Annotated in this window: 18 protein-coding genes, 2 tRNA genes and 1 pseudogene; 6 read left to right on the top strand and 15 right to left on the bottom strand. The window is 66.0% G+C overall.

What is annotated here, in order from left to right; genetic code table 11:
* A pseudogene (locus tag TSB10GB4_RS24040) lies at positions 1 to 319 on the top strand (hypothetical protein); the annotation flags it as partial.
* Between the two features lie 44 nt (positions 320 to 363).
* Here the strand turns inward: TSB10GB4_RS24040 and TSB10GB4_RS09245 are convergent.
* From TSB10GB4_RS09245 to TSB10GB4_RS09200, 10 genes are all read right to left on the bottom strand, one after another.
* A tRNA-Val gene (locus tag TSB10GB4_RS09245) sits at positions 364 to 439 on the bottom strand.
* Between the two features lie 173 nt (positions 440 to 612).
* Positions 613 to 1509 carry an aspartyl/asparaginyl beta-hydroxylase domain-containing protein gene (locus TSB10GB4_RS09240; protein ID WP_186395500.1) on the bottom strand — a complete coding sequence of 299 codons (897 nt, stop codon included), beginning with the start codon at positions 1507 to 1509 and terminating at the stop codon, positions 613 to 615.
* Between the two features lie 164 nt (positions 1510 to 1673).
* On the bottom strand, positions 1674 to 1949 hold the full coding sequence (locus tag TSB10GB4_RS09235) for an HU family DNA-binding protein (RefSeq protein WP_186389302.1): 276 nt from the start codon (positions 1947 to 1949) through the stop codon (positions 1674 to 1676).
* 184 nt (positions 1950 to 2133) lie between these two features.
* Positions 2134 to 4557 (bottom strand): endopeptidase La, encoded by a 2424-nt coding sequence (lon, locus tag TSB10GB4_RS09230; RefSeq protein WP_186395499.1) that lies wholly within the window; start codon positions 4555 to 4557, stop codon positions 2134 to 2136.
* A 452-nt stretch (positions 4558 to 5009) separates the two neighbouring features.
* The gene (gene clpX / locus TSB10GB4_RS09225; protein ID WP_186389300.1) at positions 5010 to 6275 is read right to left on the bottom strand and encodes an ATP-dependent Clp protease ATP-binding subunit ClpX; all 1266 of its coding nucleotides are present in this window, start codon (positions 6273 to 6275) and stop codon (positions 5010 to 5012) included.
* Between the two features lie 244 nt (positions 6276 to 6519).
* Positions 6520 to 7158, bottom strand: a complete 639-nt coding sequence (locus TSB10GB4_RS09220; protein ID WP_186395498.1) for an ATP-dependent Clp protease proteolytic subunit — start codon at positions 7156 to 7158, stop codon at positions 6520 to 6522.
* A 288-nt stretch (positions 7159 to 7446) separates the two neighbouring features.
* Entirely contained in the window at positions 7447 to 8787 is a 1341-nt protein-coding gene (gene tig, locus TSB10GB4_RS09215) for a trigger factor (RefSeq protein ID WP_186395497.1), read from the bottom strand.
* Positions 8788 to 8911: 124 nt separating this feature from the next.
* Positions 8912 to 8996 (bottom strand) — tRNA-Leu (locus TSB10GB4_RS09210).
* Between the two features lie 124 nt (positions 8997 to 9120).
* Positions 9121 to 10656: an NAD(P)H-hydrate dehydratase gene (locus TSB10GB4_RS09205; protein WP_186395504.1), complete on the bottom strand. Its 1536-nt coding sequence runs from the start codon at positions 10654 to 10656 to the stop codon at positions 9121 to 9123.
* The gene (locus tag TSB10GB4_RS09200) at positions 10656 to 11078 is read right to left on the bottom strand and encodes a VOC family protein (RefSeq protein ID WP_186395496.1); all 423 of its coding nucleotides are present in this window, start codon (positions 11076 to 11078) and stop codon (positions 10656 to 10658) included. The genes TSB10GB4_RS09205 and TSB10GB4_RS09200 overlap by 1 nt, the downstream gene beginning before the upstream one ends.
* Positions 11079 to 11484: 406 nt before the next feature.
* On the opposite strand from TSB10GB4_RS09200, the gene TSB10GB4_RS09195 reads away from it, so the two are divergent.
* Both TSB10GB4_RS09195 and glnA read left to right on the top strand, forming a co-directional pair.
* On the top strand, positions 11485 to 11823 hold the full coding sequence (locus tag TSB10GB4_RS09195) for a P-II family nitrogen regulator (protein WP_067218098.1): 339 nt from the start codon (positions 11485 to 11487) through the stop codon (positions 11821 to 11823).
* Between the two features lie 126 nt (positions 11824 to 11949).
* On the top strand, positions 11950 to 13359 hold the full coding sequence (gene glnA / locus TSB10GB4_RS09190) for a type I glutamate--ammonia ligase (protein ID WP_186395495.1): 1410 nt from the start codon (positions 11950 to 11952) through the stop codon (positions 13357 to 13359).
* A 93-nt stretch (positions 13360 to 13452) separates the two neighbouring features.
* Here the strand turns inward: glnA and TSB10GB4_RS09185 are convergent, their stop codons facing one another.
* A complete protein-coding gene (locus TSB10GB4_RS09185) occupies positions 13453 to 14277 on the bottom strand; it encodes a cyclase family protein (RefSeq protein WP_186395494.1) in 825 nt (274 codons plus the stop codon).
* A 140-nt stretch (positions 14278 to 14417) separates the two neighbouring features.
* On the opposite strand from TSB10GB4_RS09185, the gene TSB10GB4_RS09180 reads away from it, so the two are divergent.
* On the top strand, positions 14418 to 16316 hold the full coding sequence (locus tag TSB10GB4_RS09180; RefSeq protein WP_186395493.1) for an ABC-F family ATP-binding cassette domain-containing protein: 1899 nt from the start codon (positions 14418 to 14420) through the stop codon (positions 16314 to 16316).
* Positions 16317 to 16336: 20 nt separating this feature from the next.
* Positions 16337 to 17035, top strand: a complete 699-nt coding sequence (locus TSB10GB4_RS09175; protein ID WP_186395492.1) for an HAD family hydrolase — start codon at positions 16337 to 16339, stop codon at positions 17033 to 17035.
* Positions 17036 to 17057: 22 nt separating this feature from the next.
* On the opposite strand, the gene TSB10GB4_RS09170 is transcribed toward TSB10GB4_RS09175, so the two are convergent.
* The 3 genes from TSB10GB4_RS09170 to TSB10GB4_RS09160 form a co-directional block, all read right to left on the bottom strand.
* Entirely contained in the window at positions 17058 to 18530 is a 1473-nt protein-coding gene (locus TSB10GB4_RS09170; protein WP_186395491.1) for a diguanylate cyclase domain-containing protein, read from the bottom strand.
* A 154-nt stretch (positions 18531 to 18684) separates the two neighbouring features.
* Positions 18685 to 19392: a bifunctional 2-polyprenyl-6-hydroxyphenol methylase/3-demethylubiquinol 3-O-methyltransferase UbiG gene (locus TSB10GB4_RS09165; RefSeq protein ID WP_244570868.1), complete on the bottom strand. Its 708-nt coding sequence runs from the start codon at positions 19390 to 19392 to the stop codon at positions 18685 to 18687.
* The gene (locus TSB10GB4_RS09160; protein ID WP_186389289.1) at positions 19389 to 19838 is read right to left on the bottom strand and encodes a DNA polymerase III subunit chi; all 450 of its coding nucleotides are present in this window, start codon (positions 19836 to 19838) and stop codon (positions 19389 to 19391) included. The genes TSB10GB4_RS09165 and TSB10GB4_RS09160 overlap by 4 nt, the downstream gene beginning before the upstream one ends.
* Before the next feature lie 302 nt (positions 19839 to 20140).
* Between TSB10GB4_RS09160 and TSB10GB4_RS23965 the strand changes: the two genes are divergently transcribed.
* Complete coding sequence (locus tag TSB10GB4_RS23965; protein ID WP_256376471.1) at positions 20141 to 20263, top strand: hypothetical protein; 123 nt, start codon at positions 20141 to 20143, stop codon at positions 20261 to 20263.
* A gap of 147 nt (positions 20264 to 20410) precedes the next feature.
* Here TSB10GB4_RS23965 and TSB10GB4_RS09155 read toward each other — a convergent pair whose 3' ends face one another.
* Entirely contained in the window at positions 20411 to 21907 is a 1497-nt protein-coding gene (locus tag TSB10GB4_RS09155) for a leucyl aminopeptidase (RefSeq protein ID WP_186395489.1), read from the bottom strand.
* Positions 21908 to 22058: the final 151 nt, after the last annotated feature.

The raw sequence follows: 22058 nt of genomic DNA, 5'->3' as shown, positions 1-22058 counted from the left end.
ACGCCCCGTCCTCAAAAGCCTATGAGGGCCTGCCGGAGGTGGAATACCCCTTCCACGACAGGGACATCCTCGTCACCGCCTGCGGCCGCATCTGCATGGCGAGGAAGAAGATCAACGTCTCGACCGTATCTGCATGGCGAGGAAGAAGATCAACGTCTCGACCGTGCTTGCCGGCCAGAGGCTCGGAATCACCGAAGTCGACGACGGCATTTGGCTCGTCAGCTTCATGCACTACGATCTGGGATATATCGACCTGGAACAGAGGACCCTGCAGACCATCGACAACCCGTTCGGCACGAGGGTGTCACCCATGTCTTAGGTACAAACCGTTACCCATGTCTCCGGGCCGTACAGCGGCGAAAATGGTGGGCGGTGAGAGACTCGAACTCCCGACATCCTCGGTGTAAACGAGGCGCTCTACCAACTGAGCTAACCGCCCCTTCGTGCGACCGCCCGGAATATCCGGGGCCATGCCCCCTGGGGATGGCCCTGCGGCCCGCCGCAAGGCTCGTGCCTTGTAAGCCGAGCCGCAGGCGAATTCAACCGGTCAGATCCGCTTGAATTCGCCTTGTCCCGGCCTGACAGGTAAGGCCCGTTCGCAGCCGTGCGGGATCAGTCCGGCGCGTCGAGCGAGCGGGTGATCTTGCCGAAGCGCGGGAAGACCGGATCGGACAGGACCGCGACCTCCTCCTCGTCAAGCGCCGGGTGCCAGGTGTCGACCGACAGAATGACCCGGTCGCCGCCGCTGCGATGCTCCACCGAATGGGCATAGGCATCGTCGAAGGCCATGCAGCGCCCGGCGATCCAGGGGCGCGACACCCCGTCGACGGTCATCGCCGCATCGGTGTCCTCGGCCACGGCGAGCGCCAGATGCCGCCGCAGCCGCAGATTGGTCGAGCCGGAATGGGCGTCGATCGACGTGCCCGCCACGGTTCCGGCGAAGAAGACGAAGCCGAAATTGCCGCAGACCGGCAGCGCGTCGATGAGCGGCATCAGATGCGGCAGCCGCGCCCGCAGGCCGGGCGCCTCGCCGCCTGCGCCAATGACGATGATCGCCGGCCAGGCGCCACGGCTGACGATCTCGCCGCTGTCGGGATGCGGCTGCATGGTCTCGCGAATGCCGGTGAAATCGCCGAGGATCTCGGCATGCGCGGCCTCCAGCCGGCGGTCGATCGCATCCGGCTCGAACCAGGGCCGCGTCGGCAGGTCGGGCAAGTGCCAGACGCTCGGCGTCACCTCACCGGCGCGCAGCTCCGGCGCCGACTTCCAGCCGATCCGCCCGAAGCCATGCGCATCCTGGTGGACGCCGCTCGAGGCGATCAATTCCTCCTGCAGAGCCCGCGAGGAGGCGACCTCCAGCACCGGCCGGCCGAACCAGCGCAGCCCTGCAAGCCGCGCGCGGCCAGGCGCCCCGAGCAGCCGCGCCACATGGGCGCAATCCTCCCGAAAGGCCTCGGCCCAGCCCTCGGCACCGCGCCCTTCGGGCGCCCTCTCCACCTGTGCAGACATCTGCTTTCCTCCGATCCTGTGCGCGGAGCGTAAAAGACAGCCCGCAGCGCCGCAAGCGATCCGCGTGGGTCGCGCAAGGCAGAGCACGGGCGATCAAACGCAAAACGGCCCCGGCGGGCATCCCGCGGGGGCCGTCAGCGGAAGGGTTCGAACGGCCGCGCCAATCAGGCGTTGACGGCGTCCTTGAGGCCCTTGCCGGCCTTGAACTTCGGGGTCTTCGACGCCGGGATCTGGATCGTCTCGCCGGTGCGCGGGTTGCGGCCCTCGGAGGCGGCGCGCTCGGAGACGGAGAAATTGCCGAAGCCGATGATGCGGACTTCATCGCCGCTCTTCAGCGTACCAGTGATCGCGTCGAGCGCCGCGTCGACAGCCTCGCCAGCCTGCGCCTTGGTGAGGCCCGTCTTCTCTGCGACAGCGGCGATCAGGTCGTTTTTGTTCATGGCAGTCCCTTTCCTCGAAACAGCAAGCCCGACGATTCGTGACAGGCTTCGGGGAGGGACACTCTTGCGAAAACCCGCCCGTGGCAAGCTGAAAAGCGCAGAAATCCGCGATTTTCCGGCTTTTCTCATGACAAAGGGGCGCCTGCTTCCGCCGGCGCCCCTTTTCCTGTGAATAAGCGGTGGATCAATGGGCGACGAGCTTGGCCGCCTCATCCTCCTGCACCACCGACTTGGCCGCCGCGGCAGCCGCCGCCTCGTCCCATTCGATGGGCTCGGGGGTGCGCACCAGAGCGGTCTTCAGCACATCCTCCATCCGCGAGACCGGGATGATTTCCAGCCCGTTCTTGACGTTGTCGGGGATGTCCGCGAGATCCTTGGCATTGTCCTCCGGGATCATCACGGTGGTGATGCCGCCGCGCAGCGCCGCCAGCAGCTTCTCCTTCAAGCCGCCGATCGGCAGGATCCGCCCGCGCAGGGTGATCTCGCCCGTCATCGCCACATGGCGGCGCACCGGAATGCCCGTCATCACCGAGATGACGGCGGTGGCCATGGCGATGCCGGCCGACGGCCCATCCTTCGGCGTCGCGCCTTCCGGCACGTGCACGTGGATGTCGCGCTTGTCGAACAACGGCGGCTCGATGCCGAAGTCGACCGCCCGCGAGCGGACATAGGACGCCGCCGCGGAGATGGACTCCTTCATCACGTCACGCAGGTTGCCGGTGACCGTCATCTTGCCCTTGCCGGGCATCATGACGCCCTCGATGGTGAGCAGCTCGCCCCCCACCTCGGTCCAGGCAAGACCGGTGACGACGCCGACCTGGTCCTCCAGCTCCGCCTCGCCGTAGCGATAGCGCGGCACGCCCAGGAACTCCTCGACCACCGCCTCGTCGACCTTGATGGCCGGCTTGTCGGACATCAGGATCTCCTTGACCGCCTTGCGTGCCAGGGTCGCCAGTTCGCGCTCCAGGTTCCGCACGCCCGCCTCGCGGGTGTAGCGCCGGATCACCATCCTGAGCGCCGCGTCCGACACCTCGAACTCGCCGGCGCGCAGCCCGTGGTCCTTCTCGGCCTTGGGCAGCAGGTGACGACGGGCGATCTCCACCTTCTCGTCCTCGGTGTAGCCGGCGATGCGGATGATCTCCATCCGGTCCATCAGCGGCGCCGGGATGTTGAGCGTGTTGGCCGTGGTCACGAACATCACGTCCGAAAGGTCGTACTCGACCTCCAGATAGTGGTCCATGAACGACGAGTTCTGCTCCGGATCCAGCACCTCCAGCAGAGCCGAGGACGGATCGCCGCGGAAATCCATGCCCATCTTGTCGATCTCGTCGAGCAGGAAGAGCGGGTTGGACTTCTTCGCCTTCTTCATCGACTGGATGACCTTGCCGGGCATCGAGCCGATATAGGTGCGGCGGTGACCGCGGATCTCGGCCTCGTCACGCACGCCGCCGAGCGACATGCGCACGAACTCGCGGCCCGTCGACTTGGCGATCGACTTGCCGAGCGAGGTCTTGCCGACACCCGGAGGGCCGACGAGGCAGAGGATCGGCCCCTTCAGCTTGTTGGCGCGCTTCTGCACGGCGAGATACTCGACGATACGGTCCTTGACCTTCTCCAGGCCATAGTGATCCGCGTCCAGCACCGCCTGAGCGTGCTTGAGGTCGTGCTTGACCTTGCCCTTCTTGCCCCACGGAATGCCGAGCAGCCAGTCGAGATAGTTGCGCACGACCGTGGCTTCCGCCGACATCGGGCTCATCTGCTTGAGCTTGCGCAGCTCCGCATTGGCCTTTTCGCGCGCTTCCTTCGACAACCGGGTCTTGATGATCCGATCTTCCAGTTCGGCCACCTCGTCGCGGCCTTCCTCGCCGTCGCCGAGCTCCTTCTGGATCGCCTTCATCTGCTCGTTGAGATAGTACTCGCGCTGGGTCTTCTCCATCTGGCGCTTGACGCGCGAGCGGATGCGCTTTTCCACCTGCAGGACGGAGATTTCGCTCTCCATCAGGCCGAGAACGCGCTCGAGCCGACCGGCAACCGAGGTGATCGCGAGGATCTCCTGCTTCTCCGGGATCTTCACCGCCAGATGCGAGGCGATCGTGTCGGCCAGCTTGGAATTGTCGTCGATCTGGCCGATCGCGCCGAGCACCTCGGGCGAAACCTTCTTGTTGAGCTTCACATAGTTGTCGAACTCGGCGACAACCGAGCGCGACAGCGCCTCCACCTCGACCGTGTCGGTGTCGGTGTCGGGCAGCACCGTCGCATGCGCTTCGAACAGGTCGCTGCGCTCCGTGAAGGAGGTGATGCGGGCACGCGACACGCCCTCGACCAGCACCTTGACCGTGTTGTCCGGCAGCTTCAGGAGCTGCAGAACGGTGGCCAGCGTGCCGACCTCGTAAATGTCGGAGGACGAGGGCTCGTCGTCGGAGGCGTTGATCTGCGTCGCCAGCAGGATCTGCTTGTCGGCGCTCATCACCTCTTCGAGCGCGCGGATCGACTTCTCGCGGCCGACGAACAGCGGCACGATCATGTGCGGGAACACGACGATATCGCGCAAGGGGAGGACGGCATGGAGGGTGGTATCGCCCTCGGTCCGCGCATCGAAATCAGTCATGGATCTTCCTTTCCTTGCGAACCCGCCGCCCCGGGGAGTGGCAGACACGACGGGTGCATGCGGAAGCGGTGTCGGGATCATCTCGCCCCGCGCCGGTCGCCGAAGACCGCCGGAAGCTGGCGTCCAGACCGGCCGACCACCCCCGCCCCGTTGGGCACGTTGGCGGTCGCCCCGCTTGCCTGTTATGCCAATAGGTGGCGAGCCCCCTGCAACGTGTCAAGGCACGCTGACCGAACGGCCGCCCCGCGTCGATCTGAGTCTAAGCGCAAACGGCCTTGATTCGCCGAAAATCTGCGCCTCCCACCAGGGCAAACGGTGGAAATCCGGGGAAATCCCCCCATCGCGTCCCCCTAAGCAAGATGCTTGCCGCCGCGCCGGATCCTTTGACGGCAAAGGCCCCGATCCGTCGCCGGACCGGGGCCTTCAGCATCATCAGGCAGATATGCGTGGCCTCAGGCCGAGGTGGCGGACGTCTCGGCCCGGTCCTCGTAGATGTAGAGCGGACGCGCCTCGCCGGTGACGACCTCGGCCGAGATCACCACTTCCTTGACGCCCTTCAGGCCCGGCAGCTCGTACATGGTGTCGAGCAGGATCGCCTCGAGGATGGACCGCAGGCCACGGGCGCCGGTCTTGCGCTCGATCGCCTTGCGGGCCACCGCCTTCATCGCCTCGTCGTGGAATGCCAGCTCGACATTCTCCATCTCGAACAGGCGCTGGTACTGCTTGACCAAGGCGTTCTTCGGCTCGGTCAGGATCTGTACCAGGGCCTCTTCGTCGAGATCGCCCAGCGTCGCGATCACCGGCAGACGGCCGACGAACTCCGGGATCAGGCCGAACTTCAGCAGATCCTCCGGCTCCAGTTCCTGGAACAGTTCGCCGGTTCGCCGGTCTTCCGGCGCCTCGACATTCGCCTTGAAGCCGATCGAGGTCTTGCGTCCGCGCTCGGAGATGATCTTCTCCAGCCCCGCGAACGCGCCGCCGCAGATGAACAGGATGTTGGTCGTGTCCACCTGCAGGAACTCCTGCTGCGGATGCTTGCGCCCGCCCTGCGGCGGCACGGAGGCGACGGTGCCTTCCATGATCTTCAGCAGTGCCTGCTGCACGCCCTCGCCCGACACGTCGCGGGTGATCGACGGGTTGTCGGCCTTGCGGCTGATCTTGTCGACCTCGTCGATATAGACGATGCCGCGCTGCGCCCGCTCGACATTGTAGTCGGCCGACTGCAGCAGCTTCAGGATGATGTTCTCCACGTCCTCGCCGACATAGCCGGCCTCGGTCAGCGTGGTCGCATCCGCCATGGTGAAGGGCACGTCGAGGATGCGCGCCAGCGTCTGGGCCAGCAGCGTCTTGCCGCAGCCGGTCGGGCCGACGAGCAGGATGTTCGACTTGGCCAGTTCCACGTCGTTGTTCTTCGACGCATGGTTCAGGCGCTTGTAGTGGTTGTGCACCGCGACGGACAGAACCTTCTTCGCGGGCCCCTGGCCGATCACGTAATCGTCAAGGACGGCGCGAATCTCCTGCGGCGTCGGAATGCCGTCGCGGGACTTGACCAGCGAGGATTTGTTCTCCTCGCGGATGATGTCCATGCACAGCTCGACGCACTCGTCGCAGATAAATACGGTCGGGCCGGCGATCAACTTGCGCACTTCATGCTGGCTCTTTCCGCAGAAAGAGCAGTAGAGCGTGTTTTTCGAGTCGCCGCCGCTGGCCTTAGTCATCAGGTAAACCCCGCGTGCTTCGGAAGGATCTTGCCCTTCCGCTGTGTCTTGCGAGAAGAACGCATTCGTTCTCCTCTTTTCCGGAACCGGACCAGAGACCCGCCCGCACTCGTCCCGTAAATGTCATCATGCTTCCACCTCAAAAATCAATATACGTTTAAGGCGAAGCCATGGCGCCGGCCTTGACGGTCCGGAGGGACGCCGCACGCCGCCCTGAGGCGGGTCCGGCCTTGGCACCGTTACATCACTTCGACTTGTCGTCCCCGGCGAGGCTGGTCCGGCTGGAGATGACACCGTCGATGATTCCGAACTCCTTGGCCATCTCCGGCGTCAGGAACTTGTCGCGCTCCAGCGCTTCCTCGACGGCGTCCAGCGACTGGCCGGTGTGCTTCACATAGATCTCGTTGAGCCGCTTCTTCAGGCTCAGGATTTCCTGCGCATGCAGCATGATGTCCGCGGCCGTACCGCGGAAGCCGCCGGACGGCTGGTGCACCATGACCCGCGAATTCGGCAGCGAGAAGCGGCTGCCCTTGGCGCCGGCCGCCAGCAGCAGCGAGCCCATCGAGGCGGCCTGGCCGATGCACAGCGTCGAGACTTCCGGTCGGATGAACTGGATCGTGTCGTAGATCGCCAGGCCCGAGGTCACGTAGCCGCCGGGCGAATTGATATAGATGGCGATCTCCTTGCTCGGATTCTCCGCCTCAAGATAGAGCAACTGCGCACAGACGAGCGTCGCCAGATGATCCTCGATCGGTCCGGTCAGGAAGATGATGCGCTCCTTGAGGAGCCGCGAATAGATATCGAACGCGCGCTCGCCCCGGTTCGTCTGCTCGACGACCATCGGCACGAGTGAGTTCACGGCGAAATCGACTGGATCCTTCATGCCTCGTCCATGCTTTGGAGGAACGTTCCCGGGCTCCGCCGCTCTCGCGGAGCCGCCACCCCTTCACTCAGGTCGCCGCTGGCAGGCGGGCAGGAACGGTCTCTGTCTCGGTCTTGAGTCGAAAAAGCGACACCCATTCATAAGGGATGTCGCCGCGTATCGGAAGATAGGTGCTGACGGGCCGCGAACAAGGGTTAAAGCGCGAGTGATAAGGCTGCCTTTCCTTGCGAATCCGGCCCCGGAGGTCGTCCGGGGCCGGTCCGTCAAACCGTCATGACACCGAGAGGATCAGGCCTCGTCCTCGTCATCCGCCATCAGCTCGTCCTTGGTGACCGTCTTGTCGGTGACCTTGGCAAGCTCGAGGATATAGTCGACGACCTTCTCCTCGTAGATCGGCGCCTGCAGGCTGGCGAGCGCCGTCGGGTTGTTGCGGTAGAAGTCGAAGACCTGCTTCTCCTGGCCGGGGAACTGGCGAACCTTCTCGTAGAGGGCGCGCTGCACCTCCTCGTCGGTCACCTTGACCTGATTCTGCTCGCCGACCTCGGACAGGACCAGACCGAGACGAACACGTCGCTCGGCGATCTTGCGATACTCGCCGCGCGCCTCGTCCTCGGTCGTCTCCTCGTCCTCGAAGCTCTTGCCGGAGCGCTGCATGTCCTGCTCGACCTGGCGCCACACGCCGTCGAACTCGGACTGCACCAGCCGCTCGGGCAGGTCGAACCGGTAGACCTCGTCCAGCTTGTCGAGAAGCTGGCGCTTCACCTTCTGACGGGTCATCGCGCCATACTGGCTCTCGATCTGGCCGCGGATGATCTCCTTCAGCTTGTCGAGACCTTCAAGGCCGAGGCCCTTGGCGAAGTCGTCATCGATCGCCACCTCGCCCGGTGCCTGGACTTCCTTGACGACGATGTCGAAGGTGACCGGCTTGCCGGCCAGGTGCTTGGCCGGATAGTCCTCGGGGAAGGACACCTCGATGACCTTCTCGTCACCGGCCTTCAGACCGACGAGCTGCTCCTCGAAGCCGGGAATGAACTGCTTGGAGCCGAGCACCAACTGGCCGTTCTCGTCGGCGCCGCCGTCGAACGGGGTGCCGTCCAGCTTGCCGAGATAGCTCATGAGGACGCGGTCTCCCTCCTCGGCCGCGCCGTCCTTGGTCTCGAACGGCTTGTTGTTCTCGGCGATCCGGGCGATCTGCTCGTCGATCTCCGCATCGGCGATCTCGACCACCGGGCGCTCGATCTCGACCGTCTTGAAGTCGATCAGCTCGAACTCCGGCAGGATGTCGTAGCTCATCTTGAACGAGATGTCGGCGGAGCCGGACAGGATCGCCTCGGCCTCACCCTCCGGCAGATCGATCTCGGGCTGCAGCGCCGGCTTCTCGTTGCGCTCCTCGACCGCCTTGCGGGTGGTCTCGTTCAGAAGCTCGTTGAGGATCTCGGCCGTCGCCTGGCGCCCATAGAGGCGCTTCAGGTGCGCGGCCGGCACCTTGCCCGGCCGGAAGCCCTTGATCTTCACCTTGTCCTTGAGGTCGTCAAGGTACGTATCGAGGCGGCTAGCAAGCTCAGACGCCGGAATGACGACTTTCAGTTCGCGTTTCAGCCCCTCGGCCAGCGTTTCGGTTACCTGCATGGTCGTGTGCTTCGTCCTAGATCGAGAACGTCTTTCCGACTGCTCTTGTGATTGTGTGGCCCGCTTCGGGATTGCCTGACCGGTTTCGCTGCCAAAACAGGAGCGCATCGCCTGAGGCCTGACGTGGTGCGGGCGGAGGGACTTGAACCCCCACGGCTTGCGCCACCAGAACCTAAATCTGGCGTGTCTACCAGTTTCACCACGCCCGCGACATGCTTTCAAGCGCCTGAAGTCAAGGCGCGGCCTCTATAGCACCCCGCCCGGCAGGGTCAAAGAAAAAACGGGGCCTGTCGACAGGCTGTGCAGCGCACTCGCGGCTGCCCGCGCGGCCCTTCAGCGCCCGGTGGAAAAGAACTCCACAAGCGCCAGGCGCAATGCCGGCTCAAGATCCTCGGCCGTCAGCGCCGCCCCCGCCAGCGCCCCGGCGCGGCCATGCAGCCAGACGCCCGCCGACGCCGCCGCAAAGCCGTCCAGTCCCTGCGCCAACAGGCCGGTAACGATGCCCGACAGCACGTCGCCGGAGCCGGCGGTGGCAAGCCAGGCGGGTGCGTTGTCGTTGATCGCCGCGCGCCCGTCCGGTGCGGCGACGACCGTGTCCGCCCCCTTCAGCACCACGACGGCGCCGGTGGCCTTGGCACCGGCGCGCGCACGGGCCAGCCGCGAGGTTCCGACATCGGCTGCGGTGCCCTCGCCGAAAAGGCGCGCGAACTCCCCGTCATGCGGCGTCAACACCACGTCCGCCGCCCTCTCACCCGCTCTTGCGGCGACAGCGCCGGCAAGCATGTCCGCCTGCCCGGCGAAGGAAGTGATGGCATCGGCATCGAGCAGCACCGCGCGCGGGCCGACAAGGCAGGCGAGCGCAAGCGCCCGCGTCTCCTCCCCGACCCCGGCGCCCGGTCCCAGCACCACCGCATTGAGTCGCCGGTCGGCCAGCATCTCGCAGAGCCCCTCGCCGCCCCGGAAGGAGCGCACCATCACCGCCGTCAGATGGCTGGCATTGACAAAGGCGGCGGGCGGCGGCGTCGCCACGGTCACGAGCCCGGCCCCTGCCCTCAGCGCGGCACCGGCCGCCAGCCGTGCCGCCCCGGTCGACAGCGCCGGCCCGGACACCACCACCGCGTGGCCGCGCGCGTATTTGTAGCCGTCGAGCGCCGGCGGGCGGATCGCCCCACCCCATAGAGCCGGATCGTTGCGCCAGACCTTTCCGTGCTCAGCGCCATGTGCCTCGGCAAGGACCGAAGCCGGTATGCCGATGTCGGCAAGTTCCACCCGGCCGGCGAGCAACCGCCCCGGCAACAGCAGATGGCCGGGCTTGAGGCGGAAGAAGGTCACTGTCCGGGTCGCGCGGATCGCCGCGCCCGGCGTCCCGCCACTCGCCCCGTCCACGCCGGACGGCAGATCGACGGCCAGCACCGGCAGTCCGGATGCATTGACCCGCTGGATCGCCTCCGCCGCCAGCCCCTCCGGCGCGCGCGAAAGACCGGCGCCGAACAGCGCGTCGACCACCAGCGACGCCTGCCCCGGCACGAGATCCAGCGTGTCATGGGAAAGCACCGCGGCGCGAAGGCCGGCGGCGGTCATATCGGAGAAGGCAAGCCGCGCGTCGCCCGCGAGCCGCTCAGGATCTCCAAGCAGCAGCACCTCGACCCGATAGCCGCGCTGGCGCAGCACCTTCGCCGCGACGAAGCCGTCGCCGCCGTTGTTTCCGGGGCCGGCCAGCACCAGAACCTGGCCGGAATGGCCGACGATCCGGCTGCAGGCATCCGCGACCGCCAGCCCGGCCCGGCGCATCAGCTCGATGCCCGGCACGCCGCCGGCAATGGCCAGCGCATCGGCCCGGCCCATTTCCTGTGGGGTCAGAAGCTCGATCAAGCTCCCTCCCCCGCCGTAGGCGCCGCGCCGGCAATCACCACCGCTTGCGGTTCGGAAAGTTCGATCAGATTGCCATCGGGATCGCGGACATAGACGGACCGCAGCGGCGACAGCGCGCCGGTGCGCGACACCGGCCCTTCCTCGATCGGCACGCCGGCCTCATGCAGCCGGGCGATGGCGGCGTCCAGCGAGGCAACGAGAAAGCACAGGTCGCCCGCCCCCGGGGTCGGACGCTTTGCCGCCGGCGAGAACTCGGCGCCCGCCAGGTGCAGGTTGATCTTCTGGGCGCCGAAGCGCAGCGCCCGCCGGCCGCCGCCGAACACCACCTCCTCCATGCCCAGCACGCCGCAATAGAAGCCGACGGTCTCGTCGATATCCGCGACCGTCAGAACCAGATGGTCGAGCGCCTCGATCCGCATTCCCCTCTCCCCGTGTTTGCCGAGTTCATGCCATGCAGGCTGTGCCGGCACGAGTTTCGCCGATTGCAGCAGCCGTGCAAGCCGCTTTCCACATCCGGGCGGCGACCAGGGCCTGCCCGCGATTTGAGCGGTGCGATCAGGATTGTGGCAGGTTCCATCCCCACCGCCCTCGTCTCACCCCCCGTCGAACGCACGGAGATTCGCATAAATATTGGGCAATCAGACCAATATTTGGTCATACTCAGATCGACGGCCGCCGGGCATCGCGAAAACCCTGCGGAGACTGCCCGATTTGCAGGCTCTTTTTTCGGCAGGCAAACTTGGCACGGGGCGTGCTAGTCAGGGGATGGCACAGGCCCGGAACGGCCGGCATTTCGAAACCGAATGACGCGAAGTGGCGGAGGCGATGAAAAAAATCGAGGCAATTATCAAGCCGTTCAAGCTCGACGAGGTCAAGGAAGCCCTCCAGGAGGTCGGCCTCCAGGGCATCACCGTGACCGAGGCCAAGGGCTTCGGCCGCCAGAAGGGCCATACCGAGCTCTATCGCGGCGCCGAATACGTGGTCGACTTCCTTCCCAAGGTGAAGGTCGAGATCGTGCTGACCGACGACCTTGTCGACAAGGCCGTCGAGGCGATCCGCAATGCCGCTCAGACCGGGCGCATCGGCGACGGCAAGATCTTCGTCTCCACCATCGAGGAAGCCGTCCGCATCCGGACCGGCGAGACCGGCACCGACGCGATCTGAGGCTCCGGTCGAATTTTCGGCCACACTTCCGGGCAGCCCGGCCGGCCCTTGCGGGCCTCATGCCACAGCCGCCCTCTGCAAGACCCCCAACGGGACCGACCCCAAGGAAAACAGGGAACATCTTAAATGACGAGCGCCAGCGACATTCTCAAGCAGATCAAGGACAAGGACATCAAGTTCGTCGACCTGCGGTTCTCCGATCCGCGCGGCAAGCTGCAGCACGTGACCATGGATGCGGGCCTGGTCGATGAGGACATGTTCGCGGAAGGCGTCGCCTTCGACGGCTCGTCCATCGCCGGCTGGAAGGCGATCAACGAGTCCGACATGATGCTCGTGCTCGATCCGGACACGGTCCACGTCGATCCGTTCTTTGCCCAGTCGACCATCTCGATCATCTGCGACATCGTCGATCCGGTCTCTGGCGAGGCCTACAACCGCGACCCGCGCACGACCGCCAAGAAGGCCGAGGCCTATGTCAGCTCGCTCGGCGTCGGCGACACCGTCTTCGTCGGCCCGGAAGCCGAGTTCTTCATCTTTGACGACGTCCGCTTCACGGCCGACCCGTACAACACCGGCTTCAAGATCGACAGCATGGAACTGCCGTCGAACATGGGCTCGGAATACGAGACCGGCAACCTCGGCCACCGTCCGCGCACCAAGGGCGGCTATTTCCCGGTCCCGCCGATCGATAGCTGCCAGGACATCCGCTCGGAGATGCTGACCGTCCTGACCGAGATGGGCGTCACCGTCGAGAAGCACCACCACGAGGTGGCCGCGGCCCAGCACGAGCTCGGCATCAAGTTCGACACGCTGACCCGTAACGCCGACAAGATGCAGATCTACAAGTACGTCGTGCATCAGGTCGCCCATGCCTATGGCAAGACCGCGACCTTCATGCCCAAGCCGATCTTCGGCGACAACGGCACCGGCATGCACGTGCACCAGTCGATCTGGAAGGATGGCAAGCCCGTCTTCGCCGGCAACCAGTATGCGGATCTGTCCGAGACCTGCCTCTACTACATCGGCGGCATCCTCAAGCACGCCAAGGCCCTGAACGCCTTCACCAACCCGTCGACCAACTCCTACAAGCGTCTGGTCCCGGGCTACGAGGCGCCGGTGCTGCTGGCCTATTCCTCGCGCAACCGCTCGGCCTCCTGCCGCATCCCCTTCACCTCCTCCCCGAAGGCAAAGCGCATCGAGGTCCGCTTCCCGGATCCCTCGGCCAACCCGTATCTCGCCTTCGCGTCGATGCTAATGGCCGGCCTCGACGGCATCAAGAACAAGATCCATCCGGGCGACGCGATGGACAAGAACCTCTACGACCTGCCGCCGGAGGAGCTGAAGGAAATCCCGACCGTCTGCGGTTCGCTCCGCGAGGCTCTGGAGTCGCTCGACGCCGACCGCGAGTTCCTGAAGGCCGGTGGCGTCATGGACGACGACCAGATCGACGCCTATATCGACCTGAAGATGGAAGAGAACATGCGGTACGAGATGACGCCGCATCCGGTCGAGTACGACATGTACTACTCGGTCTGATCCGCAAGGCTACGGCCACGCGATCACCGGCTCTCGAAGCCCCCGGCGGTCATCCGCCGGGGGTTTTTCGTTTCGCGGCCCGCAAGGACCAGATCACACCAGCGCGAAGACCCGGCTCGGCCCGCCGGTCGCGCCCTTGATCTTCGGGGCTCCCAGAACCAGCGTTGCGCCGGTGGCCGGCACCTCGTCGAGACCGGCAAGGCATTCCAGCCCCCAGCGGCCGGACGGCAGCCAGGTGTAGTGCACATCGAAGGTCTTGGACGCGCCGTGGTCCAGCGACAGCGTGTCGACCGCCATGCCGACCACGCCCTTGTCCATCATGTAGAGGCAAGCCTCCTTGGAGAAGCCAGGAAAGTGCATGCCGCCATCGGTATCGGCATTGCGGTAGCGCTCGCTCGCCACATGCTGCGCCCAGCCCGAGTTCATGGCGACGCAGCCGCCGGCCGGAAGATCGCCATGCGCTGTCTCGAAGGCCCGCAGGTCGCCGATAGAGAGCTGGTAGTCGGGATTGGCCTCCGCCTTCTCGCGAATGTCCACCACCACGAGCGGCACGACCAACTGGTCGGTCGGGATCTCGTCCGCCCCCACCCCGTCGGCGGAGAAATGCAGCGGCGCATCGAGATGGGTACCGGTGTGCTCGTCGAGATGCCACTGGTACATGTTGAAGCCGTCCTTGGAGAACTCGGCCGTTCTCTCCATGCGCAACTGCGGCTTGCCGAAGAAGGTCGGGAAATCCTCGCCAAGCGCATGAGTGAGGTCGACGACCCGGCCGAACGAGATGTCCGAGGCAAGGGCGGGACGCGGCGGCGGAAAGGCCGCGAACGCCGCGGCGCCCGCCGTCGTGCCGACGAGCCCCTTCAGCAATCCGCGGCGGCTCAGCCGGCGGGCAACGACTTCCTGGCATCCTGGAACGCACATGTCTGTTTCCCCTCTTCTGGAACAGGTTGCCGTCCATGCTAGGCCGCGTTCGCGCCGGCTTGCAATCGGCCTTTCGCCGACCTGCCCTCGCCCTCTCCTCCCCCTTGCGCAGGCAGGCATTTCCGGCCATTGATCCGCCCATGCTGCAGATCACCGACCTCACCTACAGGATTGCCGGACGCACGCTGCTGGAGCGGGCGAGCGTCTTGCTGCCCTCGGGCGCCAAGACCGGCTTCATCGGCCGCAACGGCGCCGGCAAGTCCACCCTGTTCCGCCTGATCACCGGCGAGGCCGCGCCCGAAAGCGGCGAGATCCGCGTGCCCAAGGGCCTGCGCATCGGCCAGGTGGCGCAGGAGGCGCCAGGCACGGAGCAGACGCTGGTCGAGGTGGTGCTGGCCGCCGACACCGAGCGCGCGCGCCTGCTGCAGGAAGCCGAGACGGCTACGGACCCGCTGCGCATCGCCGAGATCCACACCCGCCTTGCCGATATCGACGCCCACACGGCGGAAGCGCGTGCGGCCCGCATCCTTGCCGGCCTCGGATTCGATGCGGAGGCGCAGGCGCGCCCCTGCTCCTCATTTTCCGGTGGCTGGCGCATGCGCGTCGCACTGGCGGCCGTGCTGTTCTCCGAGCCGGACCTGCTGCTGCTCGACGAGCCGACCAACTATCTCGACCTGGAAGGCACGCTCTGGCTGGAAAGCTACATCGCCCGCTACCCGCACCAGGTGCTGCTGATCAGTCACGACCGCGACCTGCTCAACAAGGCGGTCGATTCCATCGTCCATCTCGACCAGTTGAAGCTGACCTTCTATCGCGGCGGCTATGACAGCTTCGACCGGCAGCGGCGCGAGTCGCTGCTGCTGCAGGAGAAGAACCGCGAGAAGCAGGAAGCCCAGCGCAAGCACATGCAGGCCTTCGTCGACCGCTTCCGCGCCAAGGCGACCAAGGCTCGCCAGGCGCAGTCGCGGCTGAAGATGTTGGAGAAGATGGAGCCGATCGCCGCGGTGGTGGAGACGGACGCGCTGCCGATCTCCTTCCCCGATCCGGACGGCCGGCTCGCCCCGCCGATCATCCGGCTGGAGAATGTCGCCGTCGGCTATGGCGACACGACCATCCTGTCGCGCCTGTCGCTCAACATCGACAATGACGACCGCATCGCCCTGCTCGGCTCCAACGGCAACGGCAAGTCGACCTTCGCCAAGCTGATCGCCGGCCGGCTGGAGCGGCAGTCCGGCGAGATCACCCGTGCCACCAAGCTGAAGGTCGCCTTCTTCGCACAGCACCAGCTCGACGAACTGGTGCCCGCCGACAGTCCCGTCGCCCATGTCCGCCGACTGATGCCGGACGCGCCGGAGGCCAAGGTGCGCGCCCGCGTTGCCCGCTTCGGCCTGCCGACCAGCCGCATGGAGACGCCGGCGCGCGACCTGTCGGGCGGCGAGAAGGCGCGCCTGCTGCTCGGCCTGGCGACGTTCGAGGGGCCACATCTCCTGATCCTCGACGAGCCAACCAATCACCTCGACATCGAGAGCCGCGAGGCGCTGATCCAGGCGGTCAACGCGTTCGACGGGGCGGTGATCCTGATCTCGCACGACCGCCACCTGGTGGAGGCCTGTGCCGACCGGCTGTGGCTTGTCGCCGACGGCGGCGTGCGCAGCTTCGACGGCGACATGGAGGACTATCGCCGCCTCATCCTGCAGAAGGACAAGGCCGAGCGCGGCAACGGGCGCGACGCGGCAAAGAGCGCTGCCCCCGCCGAGACCGAGGACGAACGCAAGGCCCAGGACAAGCGCCGTTCGGCGGCCGAGCGGCGCGCCCGCCAGGCCCCGCTGCGCAAGGAGATCCAGGCGGCGGAAAAGGAAATGGCCCGTCTGCAGGAAAAGATCGGCAAGCTCGACGAGGCGCTGGCCGATCCCGACTTCTTCCGCAAGGATGCGGAACGGGCGACGAAGTTCGCCAAGGAGCGGGCCTATCTGGAGAAGAAGCTGACCCGCACGGAGGAGCAGTGGCTGGAACTGTCGACCGAACTGGAAGACGGCTGAGGGCTGCGCGAGGAACGATCATGGCGACGCTGACGACCATCGGCTTCGATGCCGACGACACGCTCTGGCACAACGAGCGGAATTTCCGCCTGACGGAAGAGCGCTTCACCGGCCTGCTTGCCGACTACAGCGATCCGGAGAACCTGACAGAGCGCCTGCTGGCGGCGGAGCGCCGCAACCTGCGTCTTTACGGCTATGGCGTGAAGGGTTTCACCCTGTCGATGATCGAGACCGCCATCGAGGTGACCGAAGGCAAGGCACCCGCCTCGGTGATCGGACAGATTCTCGAGGCCGGCCGCGACATCCTCTCCCACCCGGTGGAACCGCTCCCGCATGTCGAGGAGACGCTGGCCGCCCTGTCCGGCAATTTCCGCCTCGTCCTGATCACCAAGGGTGATCTCTTCGACCAGGAGCGCAAGATCGCGGAATCCGGACTGGCTGAGCATTTCCATGCGGTCGAGATCGTGCCGGAAAAGACCGTCGACACCTATCGCACGCTGTTTTCCCGCCACGGCGACGGCGCCGGGCGCGCGATGATGGTCGGCAATTCGCTGAAGTCGGACATCGTGCCGGCACTCGATGCCGGCAGCCACGGCGTCCATGTGCCTTACGAGATCACCTGGGCGCTGGAACACGCCGACATCCCGGCCGGCAGCGACCGCTTTCACCAGGTGGCGCATCTGGGAGAGTTGCGGGCGCTGCTGTCGCGGCTGGGGTGACACCGGCTCCCCTCGACAGGGCTCAGCAAACCTGCTCCATCTGCGGATGATATTCCAGCGCCCGGAACTTGCCCTCGGCCTTGGCCCGGTACATCGCCACATCCGCACGACGCATCAACTCGGCCGGATCGATCGGTTCGGTGATCGAGGCATGCCCCATGCTGGCGGTGACGCGCAACTCGCGGCTACCGACGGTGAAGGGACGGGCGAAGGCATCGACCACCCGTTGTGCCAGCATCTCCGGAGACATCGGCTGCGTCTCTGCGTCTGTCTCTGTCAAAGCCTGGGCCGGTTTGCGTTTCGGTACCTGTACGGGCATCTGCGTCTGGGCCAGCGCGAACTCGTCGCCACCCAGCCTGCCGGCGGCGACGAAGTGTCCCCCGAACCCGGCAAGCCTGACTGCCACGGCCGCGATCAGCATGTCCCCGACGGCGTGCCCCCAGGTGTCGTTGACCTGTTTGAAGCCGTCGAGATCCAGCATGTGAAGGGACAGCGGCCGGGTCGGCGAAGCTTGCGCCGCCAGCGTATCCAGCATGTCCAGAAATCCGCTGCGATTGAGCGTGCCGGTGAGCCTGTCGCGCTTCGCCTCGTATTCGGCCGCGGTTGCAATCCGCCGCAGGCGCAACGATTCCAGCAAACCGGCCGCCAGCACCATCGCCAGGAATACGACCAGCGTCGCGCCGGCCAGCGCAAGGAGCGAGCGGTGATCGTCGAACGCCTGATCGCCGGGCTTACGGCTGGGCCATGAGAGATAGCCAAGCACCTGCCCGGAGCCATCCTCAAGGGCAAGGTTGAGACTGTCCGGCGCCCTCTCCTCTCCAAGGGTCAGACCGGCGATCTGATAGTCGTTGGACATGATCGAGAGGATCGACGCATCGACGAGCTTGAACAGGATGAGGACCGGCCCGGGTCCCTCGGGAGCTGGCGCCGAGAACGGGCGTATGGTCATCGCGGCTGCCGCGGCGATCTCGTCGCCGACGCGCATCAGACCGGCAACGGCCGCGTCCGAGCGCTGCGCGCTGATCGCGTACTCCACCATCGTCCGATCCGCACCACCTGGCGGGGCGAAGGCCGCTCCCTTGAGGTAGGCGGACATCATCGACAGATCTCTGCCGAATACGACCACCCCATCATAAACAGGATAATCGGTACTCGGCCCTCCCCAGTTCTCGCGGATCCAGTCATGACCGCGCTCGGAAAGGACCGCGTCATACGCCTCGTCCCACTCCGCATTGTCGAGCGCAATCAACGACAGGCGCCGCTCCAACGCCGCGACCGCGGCGCTCGCCGCAGCGATGGCGCGCTGATCGTCTATGTCGTTGGTGGTCTGGCGCATCGACAGGACAACATGGGACACGATGAGCACGAGCCCCAGCGCAACGGCGAAGAAGAGACCGGTCGCGGCAGCTATCGACCAGATCTGACCACGCGTGACGAGCGGATGCAGAACCCTGCGTGGCTTAACAGCGTTCCGAGCCTCGCCCTGCCCCATCATCTTGATCCATCTGGCGCCGTCGTCTCAGCCGTCATCAACAGCTAGATAGATGCAGGATCTTGAGGCCGGACGGCAAAACATAAAGCCCTGACACTAATACCTAGTGCGATTCGGCAGGCTCGCCAGCGCCGGCTGGGCGCCGGGAGAAAAAGACTTATCCCACCCGCCGCCAAACGTCGCGGACATGCGGAATGACGCGCTCACCCTTGCGGATATCGTAAGCATGGCGGTCGATATGCTCCAGTCCGAGCGACGAGAAGCGCTCCAGTTCGGAAAGCGCCAACGGCCAGGGCGGCCCATCGGGCGTGCTTGCCTCTGGTGCTGTCCGCGTCAGCAGCAGCAGCCGGCCGCCGGGAGCAAGGAGAGAGGCGACGGCGGTGAAGGCGCGCACGCGCAACTCGCCCGAAAGCGCCTGCAGCGTGTAGCACTCGTGCACCAGATCGAAACGGCCGATCCAGTCCGCCGGCAGGTCGAAAAGATCGGCGGCGCGGTAGTCGACGGCACTGTCCGGGAAGCGCTGCCGCGCCCACCCGACCGCCTTCGGCGACAGATCGAAACCGGTGGTGCGGTAGCCGGCCTGCGCCAGCGCCTCGGCATTGTCGCCAAGCCCACATCCGACGTCGACGGCGAGCAGCCCCTCGCCCGGATGCGTCTCCAGCCAGTCGACCAGTTCCGCCTTGGGAGCAAGGTCCGCCCAGGGTACGGCCGCCGCATCGCCGCCGGCGGTCTCGTAGACCGCATCGAACCAGGCGGAGCGATCCTCCCGCTTGCCGCCCTTGGCACCGAACAGCCCGTCGAGCCGCTCGCGCGCGGCATCGCGCCGGGCCATGAAGCCCGCCTTGTTCGGACCTTCCCCGCTCATGCCTTCTTCTCCCATCGGCCGGCCTCATTCTGCTGCCAGTAGGTGATGTCGTGGCCGGCGTCCTTCATCGCCTTCCAGTGCCGGCGGGCGTCGGCGACCGCCTCCGGGTCCTGCCCGTCGAACAGGAAGACCCCGCGCTGATAGGGCGTGAGGTCCGGCGGGCTCGCCCGGTCGACGAGGAAGCGCACCACCGCGCCGTTCGGGTTCTCCTCACCGTCCGTCAGATAGATCGGCTGCGCTGCGGCATGGCCGTCGGCGGACGTCCCATGCGGCAGGAACGCGTCGTCGCGATAGGTCCACAGCCACGAATCGAGCGCCTCGCAGCGCTCCCGCGAGCCGGTCTGGACGACACAACGCCAGCCGCGGGTCAGGCAGGTTTCCAGAAGCCCCGGCAGCACCTCTTCGAGCGGCCTGCGGGTCAGATGATAGAATAGGACTTCGCTCACGCGGCCCCCCATGTGTGCACTGCGGCACCCATGCAACAGCCCCGGCGCGAAGTGCCGTGGGACGAGAAACGGGCTTTGATTTGCCAGTGATTCACGATTAACGGTTTCCCAACTTCGGCCCGGCAGAGTGACGAGCGGGCCGGACCCGGTCGATTCGGCCGTCGCCGTGTGCGCCTCCGACCCGTCCGTCCTGTGGTCGCCATCACAGTGGAACCGGCAGGACCGAGTTTAGGTTGGGTCTCATGGAAGCGACAGGCGGGACGGTAGAGCCGTAACGGAGCCGGGGCAACGGGAGACATTCGATGGCTGTGCGGATTGCTTTGTTTTTCGGTCTCGTGCTCGGATTGGCGGGCGTGACCACGGCGATGGGGACGGTGGTTGTCGAGCCGACTGCCAGTGACTGCGAAGCCTACAAGACCTGCTGACATCCGACCTGCTTCTGCCGGTCGACAAAGCCCGCCGCAAGGCGGGTTTTTTGTGTCCGCCACTGCGGCCCCCGCGGATCCTCTTGCAGCACCTGCGGCGGGGCCTGGGACCACGGAAGGCTTCTCCCGCGGTCCCGGGCAGCGACCTTAGCCTTCGTAGTGGTCGCGGACCAGACGATCGAGCAGCCGCACGCCGAAGCCGGAGGCCCAGCCCTTGCTGAGATCGGTCTTCGGGCTGCCCATGGCGGTGCCGGCGACGTCGATATGCACCCACGGCACGTCGTTGACGAAGCGCTGCAGGAACTGCGCGGCGGTGATCGAGCCGGCGGAGCGGCCGCCGGTGTTCTTCATGTCCGCGTTCGGCGTGTCGATGAGCTTGTCGTAATCCTTCGACAGCGGCAGGCGCCAGACCTTCTCGTCGGTGGCGAGCCCGGCCTCGGTCAGCCGCGCGGCCAGTTCGTCGTTGTTGGAGAAGATGCCGGCGTGATGGTTGCCGAGCGCGATGATGATCGCGCCGGTGAGCGTCGCCAGATTGATCATGAAGGCCGGCTTGAACCGGTCCTGCGTGTACCAGAGCGCGTCGGCCAGCACGAGGCGGCCTTCCGCATCGGTGTTGATGATCTCGATGGTCGCCCCCGACATCGCCGTGACGATATCGCCCGGCCGCTGCGCCTTGCCGTCCGGCATGTTCTCGACGAGGCCAATGACGCCGATGGCATTGACCTTGGCCTTGCGGGCGGCCAGCGCGTGCATCAGGCCGGTGACGGCGGCGGCGCCGCCCATATCGCCCTTCATGTCCTCCATCGAGGCGGCCGGTTTGATCGAGATGCCGCCGGTGTCGAAGACGACGCCCTTGCCGATGAAGGCGAGCGGAGCCGCGTCCTTCTTGCCGCCGTTCCAGCGCATGATCACCAGGCGCGGCGGGCTTTCGGAGCCCTGCGCCACGCCGAGCAGCGCGTGCATCTTGAGCTTCTTCATCGCCTTCTCGTCGAGGATCTCGATCTCGACGCCGAGCTTGGAAAGCTCGCTGGCGCGCCGGGCGAACTCGACCGTTGTCAGCACGTTGGCCGGCTCATTGACCAGGTCGCGGGCAAGCAGCGTGCCCTCGCTCACCGCATCCGCATCCGCCCAGGCCTTCTTCGCCGCCTTGGCATCGTCCACCAGCAGCGACACCTTGACCGAACCGCTCGCCTCCTCGTCGTCGCCCTTCTTGCTCTTGTAGCGGTCGAAGACATAGGCGCGCAGTTTCATGCCCATCGCAAAGGCGGCGGCGTGCTCGGCCGCAACGGTGCCGGCCGGCACCTCCAGCAGCACCTCGGCCACCTTCGCCTTGCCGAGCTTGCCCATCACGGTGCCGCCGAGCGCCGCCCAATCGGTGTCGCCGAGCCCGGAGACCGCATCAGCCTTGCCGAGGCCGACGACCAGCAACCGATCGACGCCGAGGCCGGCCGGAGCGAGCAGGTCCAGCACCGTCTTCGACTTGCCGGAAAAGCCGGCGGCCTCCGCCGCGCGCCGGATGAGGTCCTGCAGCCCCTCGCCGAGGCCGGCCGCGCTGGCGCCGGTCGCCAGCGTGTCGTCGGCGAGGAGGACGGCCACGCCCTTTTGCGGCGCGGCGGACTTTGCGAAAGAGATCTTGGGGAGCAAGGGGAAACCTCATGTCTGGCGGGATGATGGATATCCGGGCCGCCGGAAATCGCGGAATGCGCCTAGAATGGGACCTGTTTCTCCGCTCGGCAAGCGTCCTTGCCCGGCACCGTCACCAGGTAATCTCCGGTTAACCCTTTTTCTTCTCGGA

Origin of the sequence: Stappia sp. TSB10GB4 (assembly GCF_900185745.1) — a bacterium.
Classification (GTDB): domain Bacteria; phylum Pseudomonadota; class Alphaproteobacteria; order Rhizobiales; family Stappiaceae; genus Stappia.
This window is presented reverse-complemented; position numbering and strand designations above follow the sequence as displayed.